The 19,805-nt window shown below is 60.4% G+C and carries 17 protein-coding genes; 8 read left to right on the top strand and 9 right to left on the bottom strand.

The features are described from left to right. Positions 1-8: 8 nt before the first annotated feature. On the top strand, positions 9-1,541 hold the full coding sequence (locus CRP02_RS09825) for a class I adenylate-forming enzyme family protein (protein WP_097170944.1): 1,533 nt from the start codon (positions 9-11) through the stop codon (positions 1,539-1,541). After that, positions 1,538-2,536 (top strand): NAD(+) synthase, encoded by a 999-nt coding sequence (gene nadE / locus CRP02_RS09830; protein WP_097170945.1) that lies wholly within the window; start codon positions 1,538-1,540, stop codon positions 2,534-2,536. Before CRP02_RS09825 ends, nadE begins: the two co-directional genes overlap by 4 nt. A 166-nt stretch (positions 2,537-2,702) precedes the next feature. Here the strand turns inward: nadE and CRP02_RS09835 are convergent, their stop codons facing one another. The 5 genes from CRP02_RS09835 to CRP02_RS09855 form a co-directional block, all read right to left on the bottom strand. Then, a complete protein-coding gene (locus CRP02_RS09835) occupies positions 2,703-3,221 on the bottom strand; it encodes a hypothetical protein (protein WP_013762224.1) in 519 nt (172 codons plus the stop codon). Positions 3,222-3,476: 255 nt separating this feature from the next. Further along, entirely contained in the window at positions 3,477-4,052 is a 576-nt protein-coding gene (locus tag CRP02_RS09840; RefSeq protein ID WP_097170946.1) for a sarcosine oxidase subunit gamma, read from the bottom strand. Next, positions 4,045-6,969: a sarcosine oxidase subunit alpha family protein gene (locus CRP02_RS09845; RefSeq protein ID WP_097170947.1), complete on the bottom strand. Its 2,925-nt coding sequence runs from the start codon at positions 6,967-6,969 to the stop codon at positions 4,045-4,047. Before CRP02_RS09845 ends, CRP02_RS09840 begins: the two co-directional genes overlap by 8 nt. After that, positions 6,966-7,256 carry a sarcosine oxidase subunit delta gene (locus CRP02_RS09850; RefSeq protein WP_003518230.1) on the bottom strand — a complete coding sequence of 97 codons (291 nt, stop codon included), beginning with the start codon at positions 7,254-7,256 and terminating at the stop codon, positions 6,966-6,968. Before CRP02_RS09850 ends, CRP02_RS09845 begins: the two co-directional genes overlap by 4 nt. Before the next feature lie 10 nt (positions 7,257-7,266). Further along, the gene (locus tag CRP02_RS09855; RefSeq protein ID WP_097170948.1) at positions 7,267-8,517 is read right to left on the bottom strand and encodes a sarcosine oxidase subunit beta family protein; all 1,251 of its coding nucleotides are present in this window, start codon (positions 8,515-8,517) and stop codon (positions 7,267-7,269) included. 140 nt (positions 8,518-8,657) lie between these two features. Here CRP02_RS09855 and CRP02_RS09860 point away from each other — a divergent pair, with 140 nt between their 5' ends. Next, positions 8,658-9,644, top strand: a complete 987-nt coding sequence (locus CRP02_RS09860) for a GlxA family transcriptional regulator (RefSeq protein ID WP_097170949.1) — start codon at positions 8,658-8,660, stop codon at positions 9,642-9,644. Positions 9,645-9,698: 54 nt separating this feature from the next. Here the strand turns inward: CRP02_RS09860 and CRP02_RS09865 are convergent, their stop codons facing one another. From CRP02_RS09865 to CRP02_RS09880, 4 genes are all read right to left on the bottom strand, one after another. Then, complete coding sequence (locus CRP02_RS09865; RefSeq protein ID WP_097170950.1) at positions 9,699-11,240, bottom strand: sugar ABC transporter ATP-binding protein; 1,542 nt, start codon at positions 11,238-11,240, stop codon at positions 9,699-9,701. Positions 11,241-11,244: 4 nt separating this feature from the next. Beyond that, on the bottom strand, positions 11,245-12,222 hold the full coding sequence (locus CRP02_RS09870; protein WP_035200079.1) for an ABC transporter permease: 978 nt from the start codon (positions 12,220-12,222) through the stop codon (positions 11,245-11,247). A 10-nt stretch (positions 12,223-12,232) separates the two neighbouring features. After that, positions 12,233-13,273 carry an ABC transporter permease gene (locus CRP02_RS09875; protein WP_097170951.1) on the bottom strand — a complete coding sequence of 347 codons (1,041 nt, stop codon included), beginning with the start codon at positions 13,271-13,273 and terminating at the stop codon, positions 12,233-12,235. A gap of 140 nt (positions 13,274-13,413) precedes the next feature. Then, positions 13,414-14,454 (bottom strand): sugar ABC transporter substrate-binding protein, encoded by a 1,041-nt coding sequence (locus tag CRP02_RS09880; protein WP_097170952.1) that lies wholly within the window; start codon positions 14,452-14,454, stop codon positions 13,414-13,416. Positions 14,455-14,605: 151 nt separating this feature from the next. On the opposite strand from CRP02_RS09880, the gene CRP02_RS09885 reads away from it, so the two are divergent. The 5 genes from CRP02_RS09885 to CRP02_RS09905 are packed head-to-tail and all read left to right on the top strand — an operon-like array spanning position 14,606 to position 19,793. Continuing rightward, on the top strand, positions 14,606-15,355 hold the full coding sequence (locus CRP02_RS09885; protein WP_097170953.1) for a GntR family transcriptional regulator: 750 nt from the start codon (positions 14,606-14,608) through the stop codon (positions 15,353-15,355). Positions 15,356-15,377: 22 nt separating this feature from the next. Further along, a complete protein-coding gene (locus CRP02_RS09890) occupies positions 15,378-16,118 on the top strand; it encodes an SDR family NAD(P)-dependent oxidoreductase (protein WP_097170954.1) in 741 nt (246 codons plus the stop codon). Between the two features lie 19 nt (positions 16,119-16,137). Beyond that, positions 16,138-17,610 carry a mannitol dehydrogenase family protein gene (locus CRP02_RS09895; protein WP_097171316.1) on the top strand — a complete coding sequence of 491 codons (1,473 nt, stop codon included), beginning with the start codon at positions 16,138-16,140 and terminating at the stop codon, positions 17,608-17,610. A gap of 3 nt (positions 17,611-17,613) precedes the next feature. Next, entirely contained in the window at positions 17,614-18,807 is a 1,194-nt protein-coding gene (gene uxuA, locus CRP02_RS09900) for a mannonate dehydratase (RefSeq protein ID WP_097170955.1), read from the top strand. After that, positions 18,804-19,793 carry an aldo/keto reductase gene (locus CRP02_RS09905; RefSeq protein ID WP_097170956.1) on the top strand — a complete coding sequence of 330 codons (990 nt, stop codon included), beginning with the start codon at positions 18,804-18,806 and terminating at the stop codon, positions 19,791-19,793. Before uxuA ends, CRP02_RS09905 begins: the two co-directional genes overlap by 4 nt. The last annotated feature ends 12 nt before the right edge of the window (positions 19,794-19,805 follow it).

Here is a 19,805-nt window from a genome sequence, read left to right on the forward strand (position 1 = left end):
AGCGCCAATTGCGTATCGACCACTACCTGCATCGAAGTGCGGAGCGCCATGCCGGCAAGACGGCGCTGGTGGCCGGTGAGACGCGCCTGAGTTACGGCGAACTCAAGACGATGAGCGAGGCTTTCGCCACCGCTCTGATAGCGCGAGGCGCGAACCCGGGAGACCGTGTCGTCCTTGTGCTGGACAATGGCTGGCGCATGGCGGTTGCGGTTTTCGGTTGCTGGATGGCGGGCGCCGTTGCCTGCCCCATCAACCCATCGTCCAAGGCCGCGCGCCTTTCGCAAATTCTGGACAGTTGCACGCCCTTTGCGGTGGTTGCCGAGGCCCGGCTGGAGAAGGTCGTTTCGGATGCGGCCGGTTCTTCCCCGTTGTTGCGCATCGTTTGCGGTGCGCCGAACCCAACGGCCGATGGTGTCGATTTTGACGCGATGCTCGAGGAACCGATAGGCGCGCTGCCGCAAAACCTGCCGGATACCGATCTGGCGGTGATCATTTACACATCGGGCTCCACGGGCGAGCCAAAGGGCGTGATGCTGGCGCATGATAACATGGATGCGGCCGTTCGTTCGATTACCTCGTATCTCGGCAATAGGCCGGAAGATATTCTGCTCGGCGTATTGCCGCTTTCGTTCGGATATGGCCTGAACCAGCTGCTTTCCAGCGTTTTCGTCGGTGGCACGCTGGTAATCGAGAAATCCTTCGCCTATCCGCATCTGATTTTCGAGCGTATCCGCGACGAGCGGATCACGGGCTTCGCGCTGGTACCGACCATGCTGTCCATCATGATGCAGACGCGCGATCTGTCGCCGGCGCTGTTTGAAAGCCTGCGCTACGTCACCGCTGCCGCCGCACCCCTTTCGCCCACCCATAGCGACTGGCTGCGGACCTTTCTGCCGCATGTGCACCTGTTTTGCATGTATGGCCAGACGGAGTGTACCCGTATCAGCTTTCTGCCGCTGGAAGACCTCGACAGGAAACGCGGTTCTGTCGGCATTGCCATTCCGGGCACTGCCATCGCGGTGGTGAACGAGAACGGAGACAGCCTGTTGCCCGGAGAGGTCGGCGAACTCGTGGTCAGCGGGCCGCACGTCATGCGCGGTTATTGGCGCAACGAGGCTGCCACAGCGCGCGCGCTGCGCGTTGATGCGGCAACGGGCCGGACGCGTCTTCACACCGGCGACCTGTTTATCTGCGATGCCGAGGGTTATCTCACCTTCGTTGCCCGCAAGGACGATATCATCAAATCGCGTGGCGAAAAGGTTGCGCCGCAGGCGGTCGAGGCCGTGCTGCAAGCCATGCCAGGCGTCTCGGACGCATTGGTCGTCGGCGTTGCGCATGAGGTTTTCGGTCAGGCGGTGAAGGCGATCGTGATCGCATCCGGCGAGGCGATCACCGCAAAAGACGTCATGCGCTACTGCGCTCTGCACCTCGAAACCCACATGGTGCCAACACTGGTTGAATTTCGCGATTTCCTGCCGACGACGGATACCGGCAAGGTCAGTCGCCGCCTCGCTGCTCAAGATACGGAGAACAATCGATGACGAACAATTCACAGAGCCTGCCTTTCTCGCCGCTTGAACTTGATGCGGCGGCGGAGGTAGAGCGTATCGCCGAAAAAATCCGACAGTCGCTTCGTTTCAACCTGCGCAAGCGCGGGCTGGTGCTCGGCATTTCCGGCGGCATCGACTCCAGCGTCTGCGCCGCACTCGCCGTCCATGCGCTTGGGGCAGCAAATGTTATTGGCTTGTTCATGCCGGAAAACGATTCCGACCCGGAAAGCCTGCGCTTGGGGCAGGCTTTGGCGACGAAGCTGGGTATGGACTGCGTGCTGGAAGATATCGGCCCTTCGCTTGCCGCCATGGGTTGTTATGAAAGGCGTGATGGCTTCATCCGCGAGGTTGTCCCTGAATACGGGCCGGGCTGGGCCTCCAAGATCGTTTTCGACAACGCCATGAGCACCGGCGCCTATAATATTTCCTCGCTGGTCGTCCGTTCGCCATCGGGCGAAACGCGCAAGGTTCGTCTCTCCGCAAAAGCCTATCTCGGCATCGTTGCGGCAACGAATATGAAGCAGCGCACGCGCAAGCAGTTTGAATATTATCACGCCGACCGCCTGAACTTCGCGGTGCTCGGAACCCCGAACCGGCTGGAGTACGACCAAGGCTTCTTCGTCAAGAACGGCGACGGCGCTGCCGACATCAAGCCGATCGCCCATCTTTACAAATCACAGGTCTATCAACTCGCGGCCCATCTCGGCGTCCCGCAGGAAATCCGCTCCCGCCCGCCGACAACGGATACCTATTCCATGCCGCAGACGCAGGAAGAGTTCTATTTCGCGCTTCCTTACGACAAGATGGATATCTGCCTCTACGGTCTGGAACACGGCATGCCTGCAACCGAGATCGCCACGGCGACCGGGTTGACGGAGGACAACGTCCGGTTCGTCTGGACCGATATCGCAGCCAAGCGAAAGGTCGCGCATTATCTGCACCACGCCCCTATCCATTTACATGAGGGCGCTCAGGCGAAATCCTGAGATTGTTCCAAGCGGCGCCGGCCTGGGCGATCAGGCTGGCGTATGAAACAAACCACGATATGAATATGTAGCCGCGCCCGCCAGCAGAAGAGCTGTAAAAGGGGTATTCGGGCGGCAATTACATTTGGTAATCAAGGTGTTAGGATTGGCAGCGCTTCGCCACCATTCAATCCGCTGCGAATTCACACGCCAACAGGGTCTTGTCGCCAAGCGCCGCACCTTCGCGCGCCACAATGGAGACTTTTCCCGGTCCAGCCAGACCTTCAGGCGGCTGCTGGTCCTGCGGAAGCTGCCGGGCATAGCCCTTGCTCGATGTACCCATCAGGTCTGAAGTTTCCGGTTTCAAATCATATTTCGCTGCCAGAGCATCGGCACGCTGGCCCTTGATCAAAACACCGACTGCACCGTTGGCGAAGAAGACTTCGTCACTCTCAAACCCATCGCGGCCGATCTGGTTCGGAAGCTTATAGATAGCCGCACCCAAAGACGATGTGTCGGCCTTTGCAAGTTTTTCGGCGGCATCATAAATTTCGGTCGCCGATGTCATCGAATAGGGCGGATTGCACAGGGCCGCATCATAGAATGCGGGATCGATTTCGGCAGCCAAAGCGCTACCGGCATGAAGCGCAGTAATGGCTACGGACATTACAACGGTGCCGCGAAGGAAAGGTGTGAATGCAAACATTGGCGTCCCTTGGAATTTGCCTGTCGTCCGTTTGACGAGATTGCGTCAGGCTTTGCCATTCCTTGGAGCACCATAATTTACGCCCTGTCGATATCCGCGAAGCTTTTTCCCCAGCTCGCCAGAACAAAACTCGTCACCCGACCGCAAGGAAAGCGGGGCGGAAGACGGCATTTCCATAGCGGGAATGAAAATGCTCTATTTGTCGATAGCCAGGCCGGTTCAAGGCAGTCTGGCCTGTCGCTTTGCAGTCCGGCTTTATGCGGCAGCGCCAAGAAGTTCCGCCTGACGACGGATCGCAGTCTCGATCACATGCCACAGTGTTTCCGCAGCGGAGCGCATGCCGAGGATGGCAAGGCGGTCCGGCGCGCGCCGGATGACGAAAACGCTCATATGTTCCATGCCTGTGCGCGTGGCAGTCTCTTGCCCGAATGCCGAGGGATCGAGGTTCACCAGCTTCTGCATGAGCGCGACAATCGGCGCCTCGCCAGCGTCGCTCTCGATTTCGAAGGCCACGAAGCCATCGGTCTGTTCCGTCACGGAACAGGAAGGGCAAAGGCTCGTGAGTTCTGCCGCGAAATCCGTTTCGGCCCGGTCTGCGGCCTCAATCAGCCATTGGCCCGGCCCCGTCCAAAAAGCTGAAACCGGGCCTTGCTGGACCCATTTTCCGGGACCCGGCAAGGTGAGGTCAAAGGGCACCGGTTCTTTGACGTTGCGGCGCAGGCTGAGCGATGCGAGGGCAAGCCCCGAATTTTCCTCAAGTCGCAGCGTGCCATGGCGGGCGCGCCGCGAAGTTTGCGCGCCGAGTGCGGTTGTCGGCTTCAAATCAGGCACGGAGTCTCTCTCCCTCAGGGTCGATGAAATGGGGCGAGACCACACGCAATTCGACCGCCTGTCCCTGCAAGGGGTTGGCCGCGACGATGATCTCTCCGATACGGTTTGCACCATCGGCAAGGAAACCAAGACCGATGCTGAAACCGAGGTTAGGCGAATAGCAGGCGGATGTGATCCAGCCTTGATCGGTCTCGGTATTCTGGCTGGCGCCGCGGGTAAACAGATGTGAACCTGACACCACAGGGTCCGTTGCCGCAAGCGGCTGCAGGCCGACGAGCACCCGGCTTTCGCCGACAAGCCCTTCGCGGCGAGTCATGACGGTGCCGATCGCGTCTTTCTTGGCCGAAACCATCCTGCCCATGCCCAGCATCTGCGCCGTCGTCTGGCCGTTCAGCTCGTTTCCGGCAGCATGGCCTTTTTCGATACGCATGACACCAAGCGCTTCCGTTCCGTAGGCGGTGGCTCCAAGATCCGCGCCGATCTCCATCAGCCGGGACATCAGGGCATTACCGTAGCGGGCGGGGACTGCAATCTCGTAAGCAAGTTCCCCTGAAAACGAGATCCGGAACAGCCGTGCTCGCAATCCCGCGCAAACCGTCAGTTCGGCGCAGGCCATGAAGGGAAAGGCTGTCTTGGAAAGGTCGAAACCATCGACAATGCGTTCGATAAGGCGGCGGGCGTTCGGACCGGCGACTGCGAGCTGTGCCCAGGCATCCGTTGCCGAGATCAATTGCACATCGAGATCCGGCCACAGGCATTGGCGGGCGAATTCCATGTGACGATAGACCGGGCCGGCCTGGGCCGTGGTCGTGGTGACGATATAATGATCCTCACCCAGACGGGCACAGGTGCCGTCATCATAGGCGTGGCCGTCTTCCCGCAGCATCAGGCCGTAACGGACCATGCCGACCTTGAGGCTCTTCATTGCATTGCAGTAGAGACGGTCGAGAAATTCAGCCGCATCGGCGCCCTGAACATCCACCTTGCCAAGCGTCGTCACATCGCAGATGCCGACGCCTTTTCGGGTGGCCAGGACCTCGCGGTCGACGGATTGCCGCCAATGGGTCTCCCCGGCTTGAGGGAAATATTGGGCACGCATCCATTGACCGACTTCGACGAAAACAGCGCCATGCGCTTCAGCCCAGGCATGGCTGGGTGTCAGGCGGCGCGGACGGAAATGTGCGCCGGTGTCGCCGCCGCCAAGTACCGCCATTGAAACCGGCGTATAGGGGGGGCGAAAAATCGTCGTACCCGTATCCGGTATCGATTTGCCCGTCAGTTCGGACATGATTGCCAAAGCGGTGGCATTGGATGTCTTGCCCTGGTCAGTTGCCATACCAAGCGTCGTCCAGCGCTTGAGATGCTCGATGGGCCGCATGTTTTCCTGATGGGCGAGCTTGATATCCTTGACTGTGACATCGTTCTGGAAATCGACCCAGGCTCGCCCTGTCCCCGGCACATGCCACAGGGGCTTGATGCCGATTTGCGTATCCTCGGCCTCCGGCAGGGCTGGCCTGGATGCGGCAATCCCCATTTGCTCCAGAGCCGTTATGGCAGCGGATGCACCGGAGATCAGCGCCGCCCCCGTGCTGCCTTTGCCGGCCGCCGCCCCTGCAACGAGAATATGCGAGGGTACGTCGCCGGGCAGGAATGCCTGTAGCCCGTCATCCCATAACGGGCGACCGCGCTGATGCGAGGTAAGATGAACATTGGGGTTCCAGCCCCCGGAGATACCAAGCGCACCGCAATCGATGGTTTCGTCATAGCCATCCTTGCGGACATCGATGGAAACCAGCCCCAGCCTGCCTTTGCTGCCGGTAACTGTCGCCCCTGCAATCAGGCGGTATTCCGCAAGCGCCCGCGCATCCGGGCGCGGATCGATGACTGCGGCGATCTCGACACCTTTCGCAGCCAGGTCGACAGCGGTCCGATGGCCGTCATCGTTATTGGTGAAGATGGCGACCCTGCCTGCCGGACTGACAGCCCAGCGGTTGGCATAGGCACGCAGCGAACCGGCAAGCATGATCCCCGGCCGGTCGTTGTTTTTAAACGGGATATGCCTCTCTGTCGCCCCGGCGGCAAGCACCGTGCGCTTTGCAGTGATGCGCCAGAGGGACTGGCGTACGCCCTTGGGTGCGGCAAGATGGTCGGAAACCCGTTCGACCGCACCGAATATGCCATGGTCGAATGAGCCGAAAACCGTGGTGCGGCGCATGACGCGCAGGTTCGGCAGGGTTGAAAATTCCGCCTCGAGCGTCGCGATCCAGTCGGTTGCAGGGGCGCCGTCGAGCAGGTGGCTCTCTGCAAGCAGGCGACCTCCGAGGCGATTGTCCTCGTCCGCCAGAATAACCTTGGCACCGGCACGCGCCGCGGTCAGGGCAGCAGCCAGACCGGCCGCTCCGGCGCCAATGACCAGCAGATCGCAGTGAAGGAACCCCTTGTCGTAACTGTCGGGGTCCGGTTTCATCGACAGGCTTCCAAGTCCCGCAGCCTTGCGAATGGCGGGCTCATAGAGCTTTTCCCAGAACGCCTTCGGCCACATGAACGTTTTGTAGTAAAAGCCTGCGGTCAGGAAATCGGCAAACAGATCATTGATCGCAAGGGCATCGAAAGACAGGGACGGCCAGCGGTTCTGGCTTTTCGCCTCCAGGCCGTCGAACAGTTCGACTGTCGTGGCGCGGGTATTAGGCTCCAGCCGCGATCCCGTGCGCAATTCGACCAGCGCATTCGGCTCTTCTGAGCCGGCAGAGATCACGCCTCTGGGGCGATGATATTTGAAGCTGCGCCCCATCAGGCGGACATCGTTTGCCAGAAGTGCAGAGGCGAGCGTGTCGCCGGGGTGCCCCTGATAATTCTTTCCATCGAAGGTGAAATGCAGCACCTTGCTGCGGTCGATCAAGCCGTCCTTCAGTCTCATGCTTCATCTGCCTTCTGACGGAGCGCTACCTCGTTTGCGAGTTCCGCTCCGAGGATTTCATGGGTGACGGTGTTTCGCGTGACCACGAGCCAGCTGCGATCACCCTGTTCGTGAAACCACAGTTCCCGATGCAGGCCGGCGGGATTGTCACGCAGATAGACATAATCGTTGAAGTCTTTCGCAGCGCTCTCGGCCATTCCGTCCGGGCGACGCAACAGGGCGGCATCGCCGAGATAGGTGAATTCCTGAGCGTCGCGCGGCCCGAGCAGTGGGTGAGGGATCAGCATTGTTCAAGCCTCAGTGAAGGTTCGGTTGGGCGCCGGCGCCCTTTTCGTCGATGACATAGCCCTTTTCGAACCGGTCGAGGCGGTAGGCCTTGGCCGTATCATGCGGGGTATCGGTCGCCAGCAGATGCGCGAATGCATAGCCGCTGGCCGGCGTCGCCTTGAAGCCGCCGTAACACCAGCCGGCATTGAGATAGAGGCCCTTCACAGGCGTGTGGTCGATGATCGGTGAACCGTCCATCGACATGTCCATGATGCCGCCCCAGATGCGCAGCAGGCGCGCCCGGCCGATCATCGGCATCAGCGCCATGCCGCCCTCGGCGACATCTTCGATCACGGGCAGATTGCCGCGCTGGGCATAGGAATTATAGCCGTCGATATCGCCACCGAAGACCAGGCCACCCTTGTCGGACTGGCTGACGTAGAAATGGCCTGCTCCGAAGGTTATGACGCCCGGTATGGTCGGCTTCAGCCCTTCCGAAACGAAGGCTTGCAGCACATGGCTTTCAATCGGCAGACGCATGCCCGCCATGGCCATAACGCGGCCGGTCGATCCCGCCACGGCGACGCCGACCTTTCCGGCGCCGATGTAGCCACGACTGGTTTCCACGCCCTTGATCGTTCCATCCTCGATGCGAAACCCCTGCACTTCGCAGTTCTGGATAAGATCGACCCCTGCCAGATCGGCGCCGCGCGCATAACCCCAGGCAACGCCATCGTGGCGGGCAGTTCCAGCGCGGCGCTGGTAAAGACCGCCCTTGATCGGAAAGCGTGCATTGTCGAAATTGAGAAACGGGATCATGGCGCGGAGATCGTCTTGCGCCAGCAGTTGCGCATCCGCACCGGCCAGCAGCATGGCGTTGCCGCGACGGCGGTAGGCGTCGCGCTGGGCGTCGGTGTGGAACAGGTTCACAATGCCGCGCTGGCTTACCATCGCGTTGAAATTGAACTCCTGTTCAAGCCCTTCCCAGAGTTTCATCGAAAACTCGTAGAATGGCTCGTTTCCGGGCAGCAGATAGTTTGACCGGATGATCGTGGTGTTGCGCCCGATGTTTCCCGATCCCAGCCAGCCTTTTTCCAGAACGGCGATCCGGGACTTGGAGAACGTTTTGGCTAGATAATAGGCCGTTGCAAGCCCATGTCCGCCACTGCCGACGATGATGAAGTCGTAATGAGGCTGCGGATCGGGGTTCCGCCACAGAGGGCGCCAGCCCTTGTGGCCGGTCAGGGCCTGTTTGAAAACCTGGAGAGCCGAATAGCGCAAATCTGTGTTCCTCGAAAACAGGGCGGTTGTCCAAGTTTATAGCGCGATACCGCACGATTTTTTTATCCGTGACGGACGCATTGTTGTCCAGTTTGGCCAAGTCGGCTAAGCTTGCCCTGGGGATTGTCTTGGAGCAGGTCATGCAGGCCGAAGGGTCGATGTCGATCGGGTTCATACTCATTGAGGGTTATGCGCTGATGTCGTTGGCAGCGGCGGTTGAGCCGCTGCGCGCGGCCAATCACCTTGCCGGCAAAACGCTCTACCATTGCCGGTTTTACTCTGCGCATGGCGGGTTTGGCGCATCCACGTCAGGCGGAGGTTTCGATACCGCGCCCGTTTCGCAGGCTTTGTCGGAGAAGCTGGATCTGGTCTTCATCGTCGCTGGCGGAAATCCCATGCTTTATGAAGATCCGGCACTTGTGCGCAACCTGCGTACGCTCAACCAGCGGGGTGTGAAGCTCGGAGGCATTTCCGGCGGCGCGGCGATCCTTGCCAAATCCGGTCTGATGACGGGCAGACGTTTTACCGTTCACTGGACCCACATCGATCCGCTTAGTGAATATGCCAGCGATCTCCTGATCGAGCGCGCGCTCTACGTCATCGATCGCGATCGCTACACTTGCGCAGGCGGCGTTGCCGCCATTGACATGATGGGGGCTTTTATTGCGAAAGACCATGATTCTGCCTTCGCGCGCGATGTCAGCGAATGGTTCATACATCCGCGTTTGAGAACGGCCGATGAGCCTCAGTTGGGCCGCGCCGGGCAACGTTTCAACGTCCACCACCCGGTACTCGAAGCTGCCATTGAACTCATGACGACCCATGTGGCGGATCCCCTGTCGCCGGAGCAGCTGGCGCAATTGTGCGGCAGCAGTATTCGCCAGCTCCACCGCCTGTTTTCCAGCCATTTCGACCAGTCCATGATGTCTTTTTACCGTAGTCTTCGGCTGGCAAAGGCGGATGAACTGCTGCAGCAGACCTCGCTTTCGATCGTCGATGTGGCCTTGCTGACAGGGTTCTCGACCGCTGCCCATTTCACCCGTTGCTACACCCAGAAATACGCCGTCCCGCCCAGTAGAAAGCGTCGTGCCGGGAGAGATTTCGAGCAGCCGTCCGACGGTACCTGACGCCCTACCGGAACAGCGTGCGGTTTTTGCGATGACACTTCGGCAGGCCGTGCGTCATGCCTGACGTGAAAGGGCCGTTTCGCGCTCCGCATCATGGATCAGGCCCATGATACTCTCGCTCATATCGGCATAGACGCCATTGTTTTCGACCGCGCCTTTAACTCTGTAGCGGTCCATGACGACGATTCGGTCGGCAAGTGCCACCATTTCCGGCATGTCGCTGGTAATGACGAGAATGGCAGTGCCGCCGTCTGCAAGCTCGCGCAGCAGATCGTGCAGATATGCCTTGGTCTTGATGTCGATGCCAACAGAAGGTTCGTCTACAATCAGCAGCTTGACGTCGGCGGCAAGCCACTTGGCGACGCTGATCTTCTGCTGGTTGCCGCCGGAAAGATTGCCCACGGTCTGGTTTAGGCTCGGCGTCTTCACCTCAAGTTTCTGCAGGAAAGGGGTGACCGCCGCACGGATGCGGCTGTCGGAAAGCACGCCGAATGCGTTTGAGAGCTTGCGCCAGATGGGAACGCCCGCATTGGCGAGAACGGAATGCTGGAGAATGAGGCCGTCACCCTTGCGGTCCTCGCTGACATAACCAACGCCGTATTCGTGGATGGCTTCGGCAACGGAGCGGATGCGGGCCGGGCGATCTTCGATCCGGACTTCGCCTTCCGTGACGGCAAATTTGCCCATGATCGATTTTGCCAATTCGGTGCGCCCAGCGCCCACCAGCCCGTAAAGGCCGACGATTTCACCCTTGTGCACGGAAAGACTGACATTGCGATGGCCGATTGCGGTAGAAACACCTTTGAGTTCAAGCACCAGCGGATTGTGCTCGACCGCGCGTTTGCGCCAGCCACCGCCGCCTTCGGCACGGCCAATCATCAGGCGCACCAGGTCCTGGCGTCCGAGACCTTCCATCGACCGGCTTTCGCAGGCGTTTTCGCCATCCCGCAGCACCGTCACCCGGTCGCAAATGTCGAGAACCTCCTCCAGCTTGTGGCTGACGAAGACGAGGCTTGCGCCATCATCGCGCAGGCGGCGCAGAATGCGGAAGAGGTTGTCCGTTTCGCTCGGGGTCAGCGATGTCGTGGGTTCGTCGAGCAAAAGAACCCGGCTTTGCAGGGAAAGCGCCTTGGCAATTTCCACGAGCTGCATTTGCGCAACGGAAAGCTCGGATACCGGCATCGCCGGATCGACTTCCAGATTGAGAGCCTGCAGCCAGCGGCGTGCGTCGCGGTTCAGCGCGGCGTAGTCGATGGGTTTGAGATAGTGCGCCCCGAGCTTTTCCATGTGGATATTCTCGGCAATCGAGAAACGCGGGATGAGGTTGCGTTCCTGATGGACGACACCGATGCCGCGGGCAATGGCCTCGCGCGGGTTGCCGAAGCGTACTTCGTGCCCATCGACAAGGATCTGGCCGCTGCTCTGATGGTGGACGCCGGTAATGACCTTGATCAACGTCGATTTGCCGGCGCCGTTCTCACCCAGCAACGCGTGGATCGATCCCGGCTCAAGAGAGAGATTGACGCCCTTGAGCGCCCGAACGCCGGGAAACACTTTCTCGATGTTGCGCGCCTGAAAAACAGGTTGCTTGTCCATGATGTCAGGCCTTTCCTGTCTTTTTGCCGAGATGCGTTTCGCGCAGGCGGTTGATGCCAACGGCGGCGAGGATCATTGCGCCGAGCACCACCTGCACGAGGAACGGATCGATGGAGAACAGCACCAGTGCCTGCGTGATGATGGCGACGATGACGACGCCGAGCAGGGTCGCCCCGACGCTGACATGCCCGCCAGCCAGTACGGCGCCGCCGATAACGGGTGCGGCAAAGGACAGGATGAGCCAGTCGTCACCAATGGAAGGCTGGCCGATCTGCAGGCGGGACACGAGCAGAATGCCGGCGACCGACGCCAGAAGGCCGGAAATGCCGTGCGCCACAATCATTGTCGTGCGGATCGAAATGCCGGAAAGCTCTGCCGCATGGCTGTTGCCGCCAATGGCAAGGATGAAGCGGCCTATCGGCTGGCGGCGCAGCATGAACCACAGCGCGAATGCAATGATGATGGTGGGTGCTGCGAGCCACGGAACCGGGCCGACGAGCAGTGCCGAGCCGAAGGCTTTTACCGATTCCGGCACGCCGTAGAACGGCTCCGCCCGGGTGATGCCGAGGTTGATACCCTTGTAGATCGACAGCGTCGCCAGTGTGATGACGAAGGCGGAAATGCCGGTGATGGCAATCAGCAGACCGTTGAGCATGCCGCAGACAACACCGATCAGTACCGCGGCAATGGCGGCCACCGGTGCCGGAAGCCCCCAGACCTGCATCAGTCCCGCAAAGGAGATTGCCGCCAGTCCGCCGATTGCGCCCACGGACAGGTTCATCTGGCCAATGGCAATGATGATCATCTGGGAAAAGGCGATGAGCGCGTTGACCGCGATTGCAAGAAGCAGAATCTGGATGTTGAAGGAAGAAAGGAAGTTGGGGCTGAAGCCGCGGATAAGCGCGATTGCCAGCACCGTGACCAATAGGGGGCCGAACCAGTCGGTTCGGGCAAGGCGTAGAAGGGTGTTGTCGGTCTTCATCGTCCAGTCCTCAAGCCAGGTTGCGCCGGGCGAGATAGCTTCGCCGCGCCTTGTCCATCAAAACCGCCAGCAACAGCAGGAGGCCGAGAAATGTCTGGACCCAGAATTCACCGAGCTGAAGCAGCAGCAGACCGCTGGTGAGCATGGTGACCAAAAGTGCGCCAAGACAGGTTCCTAGCACCGAAACCTTGCCGCCCTGCAAAAGCGTGCCACCAAGAACCGGGCCGAGAAAAGCTGGCAGAAGCCAGTCCTGCCCAAGCTGGCCTGCCATGGAAGGAATGGCGGCGCCCGTGCGCGTCACCAGCATCAGGGCGGCCAGTGCTGCAAGCAGGCCCGACAGCATGTGACAGGCAATGAAGATACGGTCGACCCGAATGCCGGAAAGTTCCACCGCTTCCGGGCGTGCGCCTGCCGCCAGCATTTCGCGGCCAAGAACGGTGCGCCGGTATAGAAAGGACAGGGCAAGAGCAGTTGCGAGCGTGACGAGAAGCAGCGGCGAGAAATAGGTCGCGAGCTTCATTTTTCCGAAGGCTGCGAAGATCGGCGGCAGGCCACGGTAGGCCTCGGCGCGCGTCAGGAAGATCATCACGCCGAAAAAGATGCTCATGGTGGCAAGCGTGATGATGAAGCTGTGCAGCCCCGTGCGGATCACGGTCCAGCCATTGACGAAACCGAGCGCCGCGCCGGTGGCGAGACCGCCAATGAGGGCGAGCGGCCACGGCACGCCAAGCACCTCGATCAGATAACCACAGGCCATGGCCGCCGAGACGCCGATCGCTCCAACGGCAAGATTGAGGCCGCCAGTTACGATCACCGCCATCATCGACAGGCCGATCATGATGTTGATCGCGGCACTGCGGCCAAGCGTGAACAGATTGAAAGGCGAAAGGAAGCCGCTGGCCGCGACGCCGAAAATGACGGCGAAGACGACGATCAGCAGAATGAGGCCGAATTCATTGGTCAGAAAAAAGCGGCCTTGCGAAAGGCTGGACCCCATTCGTCTGTCGCCCTCCTGCGAGCCCTTTGTGAGCAAAGTATCGTTCACGGTCATGAAACTGTCCCGGTATTGGTTCGCCCGAAGCGCCTGTGCGGGTCGCCTTGGTCATTGCGCTGCGGCCTGAAAGAATATTTTCTGGCAGGGCAGATTGCCGGGCGCGGTCGTTTTCCGCCCGGCAATCGCTCAAGGCATGATTAGTTGCAGCTCAGATAGGTCGTATCGAAGTTGGTGAGCAGCTTTTTGGTCTCGGCGCGCATGGCATCGATGTAGTTGTCCACCTTGGCGGCATCGACATAGGCGGTGCCGGAATCGATGAACTTGGTCGTCAGCGCATTGGATTTGAACGGCGCATCTTCCTTTACCTTGCAGCCGGCCTGAAGTTTGCTCAGTGCAAACGAGCCGATATAACCCTGGCCATAGGGGTTCTGAAGCATCGTGCCGTCGACGAAACCGTCCTTGATCGCTTTCAGCACGACTTCGTCGTGGTCGATGCCGACCATGTGGATCCGCTTGTCGCCGATCTTGCGCAGTGCGTTGGAGGCAACGACCGCCGGAACCCAGGCCGTGGTCACGATGCCGTCCACTTCGGAAGCGTGGGCGGCCAGGTAGGCGCTGATCTTTTCTTCCGCCGGTTCCGGTGCGTCGATATCGGCGATGACCTGAACGACCTCGGCGCCGGCTTCGTCAGCTGCCTTTTTCACGGCATCGATACGAAGCTGGGTGTTGGGGTCCACAAGGAAGCCGGTGAAATGGGCGATGCGTTTTTTGCCCGTTCCCATCGCCTTGATCAGCTCCTTGGTGCCGAGATAAGCGGAATTACCGGTGTCGGTACCAAGGCAGAAGGCGGCGGGCGAGGGGTCCTTGAAGCAGCCGGCGCCGGCAATCACATTCGCGCCGTTGCCGGTCAGTTCCTCTGCTGTCGAGACCGCGCCGACGGGATCGCCGGGGAAAATCAGGAAGCCGTTATAACCTTGGCTCAGAAGGCTTTCGAGAAGCTGGTTCTGCTGTGCCAGTTCCCACTTTTGCGGCACCTTATAGTCGGCGCCAGCCAGGCCGAAGTCCTTGGCCGCGTCCTTGCCGGCCTGTTCCCAGGCGGCGAAATAAGGGTGCGGACCGCCCGGAACGAGGGCGATCTTGCTGGCGTCCGCCGCCTGCGCGACACCGCACGCTCCCGCGCCGATGATTGCGGCAGCGACGAGGCTGCGCATGAAATACGTCATGTTTTTCTCCTCCATGAAACGGCCTGCTCCTTAAAAAAAGCGACTGGAACCTCCCTTAATCGCTCTTTCTCCCAACAGCCGACTTGCGTAAGCACCATGGACACTAGTATACTTGTATCCAAGTAGCAATGAGATTTTCACGACGGCCTTTTGAAGGGGAGCGTTCATGACGAAAAACACCACTGCGGGTTTCACTGGGCGCGGCGCTCATCAAGACGCCCCCGGCTCCGGAATCGAAAGCGTGGAGCTTGTGGTCAATCGTTATGGCTCGGTTGCCGATCAGGTTCATGCGGCGTTGCGGCAGGCGATCGTCGAGGTCCGCCTCGCGCCCGGTGCGCCGATCAGTGAAAACTCGATCTGCCGTCAGTTTTCGGTGTCGCGCACCCCGGTGCGTGCCGCGATCCAGCGCCTGTCGGAAGAGGGTCTTGTGGACGTCTATCCGCAACTCGGGAGCTTTGTTGCGCCGATCAGGCTTGGCGAAATTCAGGACAGCCATTTTATCCGCCGTTCACTCGAAGTGGCTTTGCTGCGCGAAGTCGCGCCGAAATGGACGAAAGAAATGAGCCGTACGATGCGCGACGTCATCGCCGAGCAGGAAAGAGTGATTGCCGCCAATGACGCATCCGGCTTCTTTCATGCCGACGAGGCGTTTCACCGGCTGCTCGGCACGTTTTCCGGTCGCGAAGGCGTCTGGCAGGCGATTCTTGCCGCCAAGGTGACCCTGTCGCGGTTCCATCGTTATTGGGCAAAACCGGAACGATTGCCCGCCGTCATCGAAGAGCATCTGGCAGTCGTGGATGCTCTCGACCGTGGCGATGCCGAAGGTGCGGAAAAGGCGCTGGTGACGCATCTGGATATGGTTTTCGTGATCTACGAACAGTTGCCTGAAGAAGAGCGCAAGCATTTGTCCATTTGACGGTGGACGTGGAGGAGACAGAATGGAACTGAAACACAAGACGGCGCTCGTGACGGGCGCTTGTGGCGGCATCGGCCGTGCCGTGGTTGCGGCGCTGGTCGCGCAAGGGGCGAGGGTGATCGCCTTTGATCGCGACATCGAGGCCGTTGCGGCGCTCGCGGAGGGGTTTGGCGGTGCTTGTGATCCCGTCGCCGTCGATCTCGGCGATCCGACGGCGCTGCAGGCGGTCATGAAGGATGTCGCCAACCGTTTCGAGGTCATCGACATTCTCGTCAACAATGCCGGCGTGCTGTCGCCGCACAAGCTGGGAGCGACCACGCTTGATGATTGGCACAGGCTGATGGCCGTCAATCTCGATGCCGCCCTGCTGCTGACGCAGGCCGTCGTTCCCGCCATGAAGGAAAACCGCTGGGGGCGGCTGATCAACATCTCGTCCTATGCCTGGAAGTCCGGCGGCCTGACGGCGGGCACGGCCTATTCGGTCTCGAAATCGGCGCTGGTGGGCCTCACCTACTCGTCCGCTCGCGAACTTGCCCCTTTCGGCGTCACCGCCAATGCAGTCGCGCCGGCCTATGTGGTTTCGCCGATGATCATGGAGCAACTTTCGGAAGAAGATCGCCAGCGCCAGCTTGCGGCCATTCCCGTCGGGCGGTTCTGCCAGCCGGAAGAGGTGGCTCATACCGTACGTTTCCTCGCCTCGCCGCTGTCCGGCTTCATGACCGGCACTGTCGTTGACATGAATGGCGGCCTGCAATTCGGCTGAGATACGGAGATAAATGACCATGACAGAACGCCTCTCGTCCCTTGCGTTGCCGCATCTGCCAAAAGACGTCCTTTTGCCCGCCTATGACCGCAAAGCGGTGACACCGGGCATTGTGCATCTCGGCGTTGGCGCTTTTCACCGCGCCCATCAGGCCGTCTTCATCGATGATTGCCTGGCGCGTGGCGAAACCGGCTGGGGCATTGTCGCTGCCTCGCTGCGCAGCCCCGATACGCGCGATGCCATCGCGCCACAGGACAATCTCTATACATTCTGCCTGCGTGACGGTGAAAACGAAACGCTGCGGATCATCGGTTCAATCCTCGAGACCATCGTCGCCCCTGAGGATCCGGAGCGGCTGCTGCAAGCCATGACCGATCCGCGGGTCAGAATTATCACTTTGACGGTGACGGAAAAGGGTTACCTCGCCGATTTGTCGGCGGGCACGCTTCTTCGTGACCATTCCGATGTCGTTCATGATCTGGCGCATCCGCAGAAGCCGCGCTCCGCGCTCGGTTTTCTGCTGGAAGCGACAAGACGCCGGCGGGCCGCCGGGGCTGTGCCGCTGACTTTGCTCTCCTGCGACAATCTTCCGTCCAACGGTCGCATCCTGCACCGTCTTCTGGTGGAGATGGCTGGTCTCACCGATAAAGATCTCGCTGCGTTCATCGCGGAAAATCTCTCCTGCCCCTGCGTCATGGTGGACCGCATCGTGCCCGCCACCACCGCAACCGACCGCGAGCGTGTGACGGCGCGTCTCGGCTGCGAGGATTCCTGGCCGGTAATTGCGGAACCCTACTTCCGCTGGGTAATCGAGGATCGCTTTCCGCACGGTCGCCCCGGCATCGAGCTGTCAGGTGCCGAAATCGTTGATGAGGTCGAGCCGTATGAACATATGAAGCTCAGGATGCTGAATGGCGCTCACACCGCCATGGCCGCAATCGGCCAATGCAGCGGGCTTGAGACGATCGCCGATATCTATGCCGATGCGCGTGTACGCGGTTACGTCGACCGTTACTGGCGGGAGGTTGGTTCGACATTGAGCCCGGCCGTCAGCGGACCGGACTATGTTGCCGGTCTGCGCCAGCGTTTCGCCAACCCCGCCCTTCGTCATCGCGCCGCCCAGATCGCCTCTGACGCTTCACAGAAAGTGCCGCAACGCATTCTCGCGCCGCTTGCGGAGCTGCGTGCCGCAGGCGCGCCGAATACGGCCGCTCTTTTTGCGGTTGCCATGTGGATACGGTCCTGCGCAGCGCTGAACGACCGGGGAGAAGCAATTGTCATGGCAGATCCGGCATTTTCCGAATGGAGTGCACCCACCGGCAACGGCGAAGAGCAGGACGCGGTCATCGACCGGTTTTTAACATTCCGTCGCGTCTTCGGGCCTGAATGGCAGGCGGATGAGGCATTCGTAACGGCGCTTCGGGCGGCCTATCGCGACATCGTCCAATACGGCGCGCTCGGCGCCATCGAACGGCATTTTTCGGAGGAGTAGAATATGAAGGAAACCTGGCGCTGGTTCGGTGAATCGGACCCCATCACCTTGCAGCATGTGCGGCAGACCGGCGCCAGCGGCGTTGTAACGGCGCTGCACCAGATCCCCGACGGCACGGCGTGGCCGGCCGAAGAGATAGCCAAACGCAAGGCGATGATCGAGGCGGCCGGCCTGGAATGGAGTGTCTGCGAATCCATTCCGATGGAACAGTCCATCAAGCGCGGCGACGCCGATGCGCCGAAGGCGATTGCGCGCTGGAAAGATACGCTCTCCCGTCTCGGCCGCGCGGGCGTTCCCGTCGTCTGCTACAATTTCATGCCGGTGGTGGACTGGACACGCACGAACCTGCGCTGGCAGGCACGCAATACCGGATTGGCGCTGCGCTTCGAAATGGCGGATTTCGTCGCCTATGACGTCTTCATCCTGAAGCGTGTTCGTGCTGCTGAAAATTACGATCCTGCACTCGTGGCGCGAGCCGAAGAGAATTTTGCGCAAATGAGCGAAGATGACCAGTCGCTTCTCGAGCGTAACATCATCGCCGGCCTGCCGGGCGGCGCGCTGGTGCAGACGCGCGAATCGATCGCCGCACTGATTGCTTCGTTCGATGGCATCGACAGCGCGACCATGCAGGGCAATCTTCTGGCCTTTCTGAGAGAGGTCGTGCCGGTGGCGGAAGAGGTGGGCGTGCATCTCGGCATCCACCCTGATGATCCACCGTTCTCCCTGTTCGGCCTGCCGCGCGTGGTCTCGACACCTGCCGATATCCGCGCCATCCTCTCGGCCGTTGAAAGCCCGAACAATGGCATCACCCTTTGTACCGGCTCCTACGGCGCCCGCAGCGACAACGATCTTGTGGCGATGGCACGGGAGTTCGCGTCTCGCATCAATTTCGCCCATCTTCGGAATGTGACCGTTGAAGCGGATGGTTCCTTCTTTGAGGACGATCATCTGGATGGCGGAACGGACATGATTGGAGTCATCGAGGCATTGTTGCGCGAGGAGCGGGCCGCCGCCAAGGCTGGCCGCCGCACCAATATTCCAATGCGGCCTGACCACGGCCATCTGCTGGGTGATGACATCACCAAAAAGACCAATCCCGGATATTCCTACATTGGCCGCATGAAGGGGCTGGGCGAACTCCGCGGCGTCATCCACACCATTGAGCGCCAGCTTCGCCGCGAGGAGGGTGCCGCATGAAAACCCGCAAACTTGGTCGCACGGCGCTGTCGCTGAGCGAACTTTCCTTCGGCGCGGCGGGTATCGGTAATCTCTATCGCAGCGTCAGCCGCGAAGATGCGATGGCGACGCTGCAAACCGCCTGGAACGCGGGCATCCGCTACTTCGATACCGCACCCTATTACGGGCAAGGCCTTTCCGAACGCCGCCTCGGCGATTTTCTTCAGGGGAAACCACGCGACGAATTCGTGCTGTCCACCAAGGTCGGGCGGATTCTGAAACCGGCTGAAGCGGGCGTGACACCGGATTACGGTTTTGTCGAAGCGCTGCCTTTTGTGGTGGAATACGACTACAGCTATGATGGCATCATGCGATCGCATGAGCAGAGCCTCGCCCGGCTTGGTCTCGGTTCAGTGGATATTCTCTATGTCCACGATCTGGAGGAGACCACGCTTGGGGAAGAGGCCTATCGCCATCATTTCAGAGTATTCACCGAAAGCGGCATCGAGGCCCTGCACGAGTTGAAGGCGAAAGGCCGGATCGGCGCGTTCGGTCTTGGCGTGAATGAGGTTCCGGCCTGCCTGAACCTCATGGAGATAGACGAGATCGACTGCATTCTTCTGGCGGGTCGTTATACGCTGCTCGACCGGTCGGCTGCAGCAAAGCTGCTGGGGCGCTGTGCGGAAACCGGCACCTCGCTCGTCATCGGCGGCGTCTTCAACTCTGGCATTCTTGCGACGGGTGCAAGGCCGGGTGCGACTTTCAACTATAGTGAAGCAGCAGCCGATGTCATGGAGCGGGTGCGCGCCATGGAGGCCCACGCTGCCGGGCACGGGGTTGCACTTGCGGCCGCTGCCCTGCATTTTCCGCTGCAAAATGCCGATGTTGCAAGTGTCTTGATAGGCACGGCAAAACCGGACAGCCTTTTGCGCAACCTGTCTATTTTCGAAACGGCTGTGCCGGACGCCGCCTGGGCGGGTTTCGACGCGCTCGCCCTCGAAAATTGACCGCAACGACAG

Origin of the sequence: Rhizobium sp. AN5 (genome assembly GCF_900215255.1) — a bacterium.
Taxonomy (GTDB): domain Bacteria; phylum Pseudomonadota; class Alphaproteobacteria; order Rhizobiales; family Rhizobiaceae; genus Agrobacterium; species Agrobacterium tumefaciens.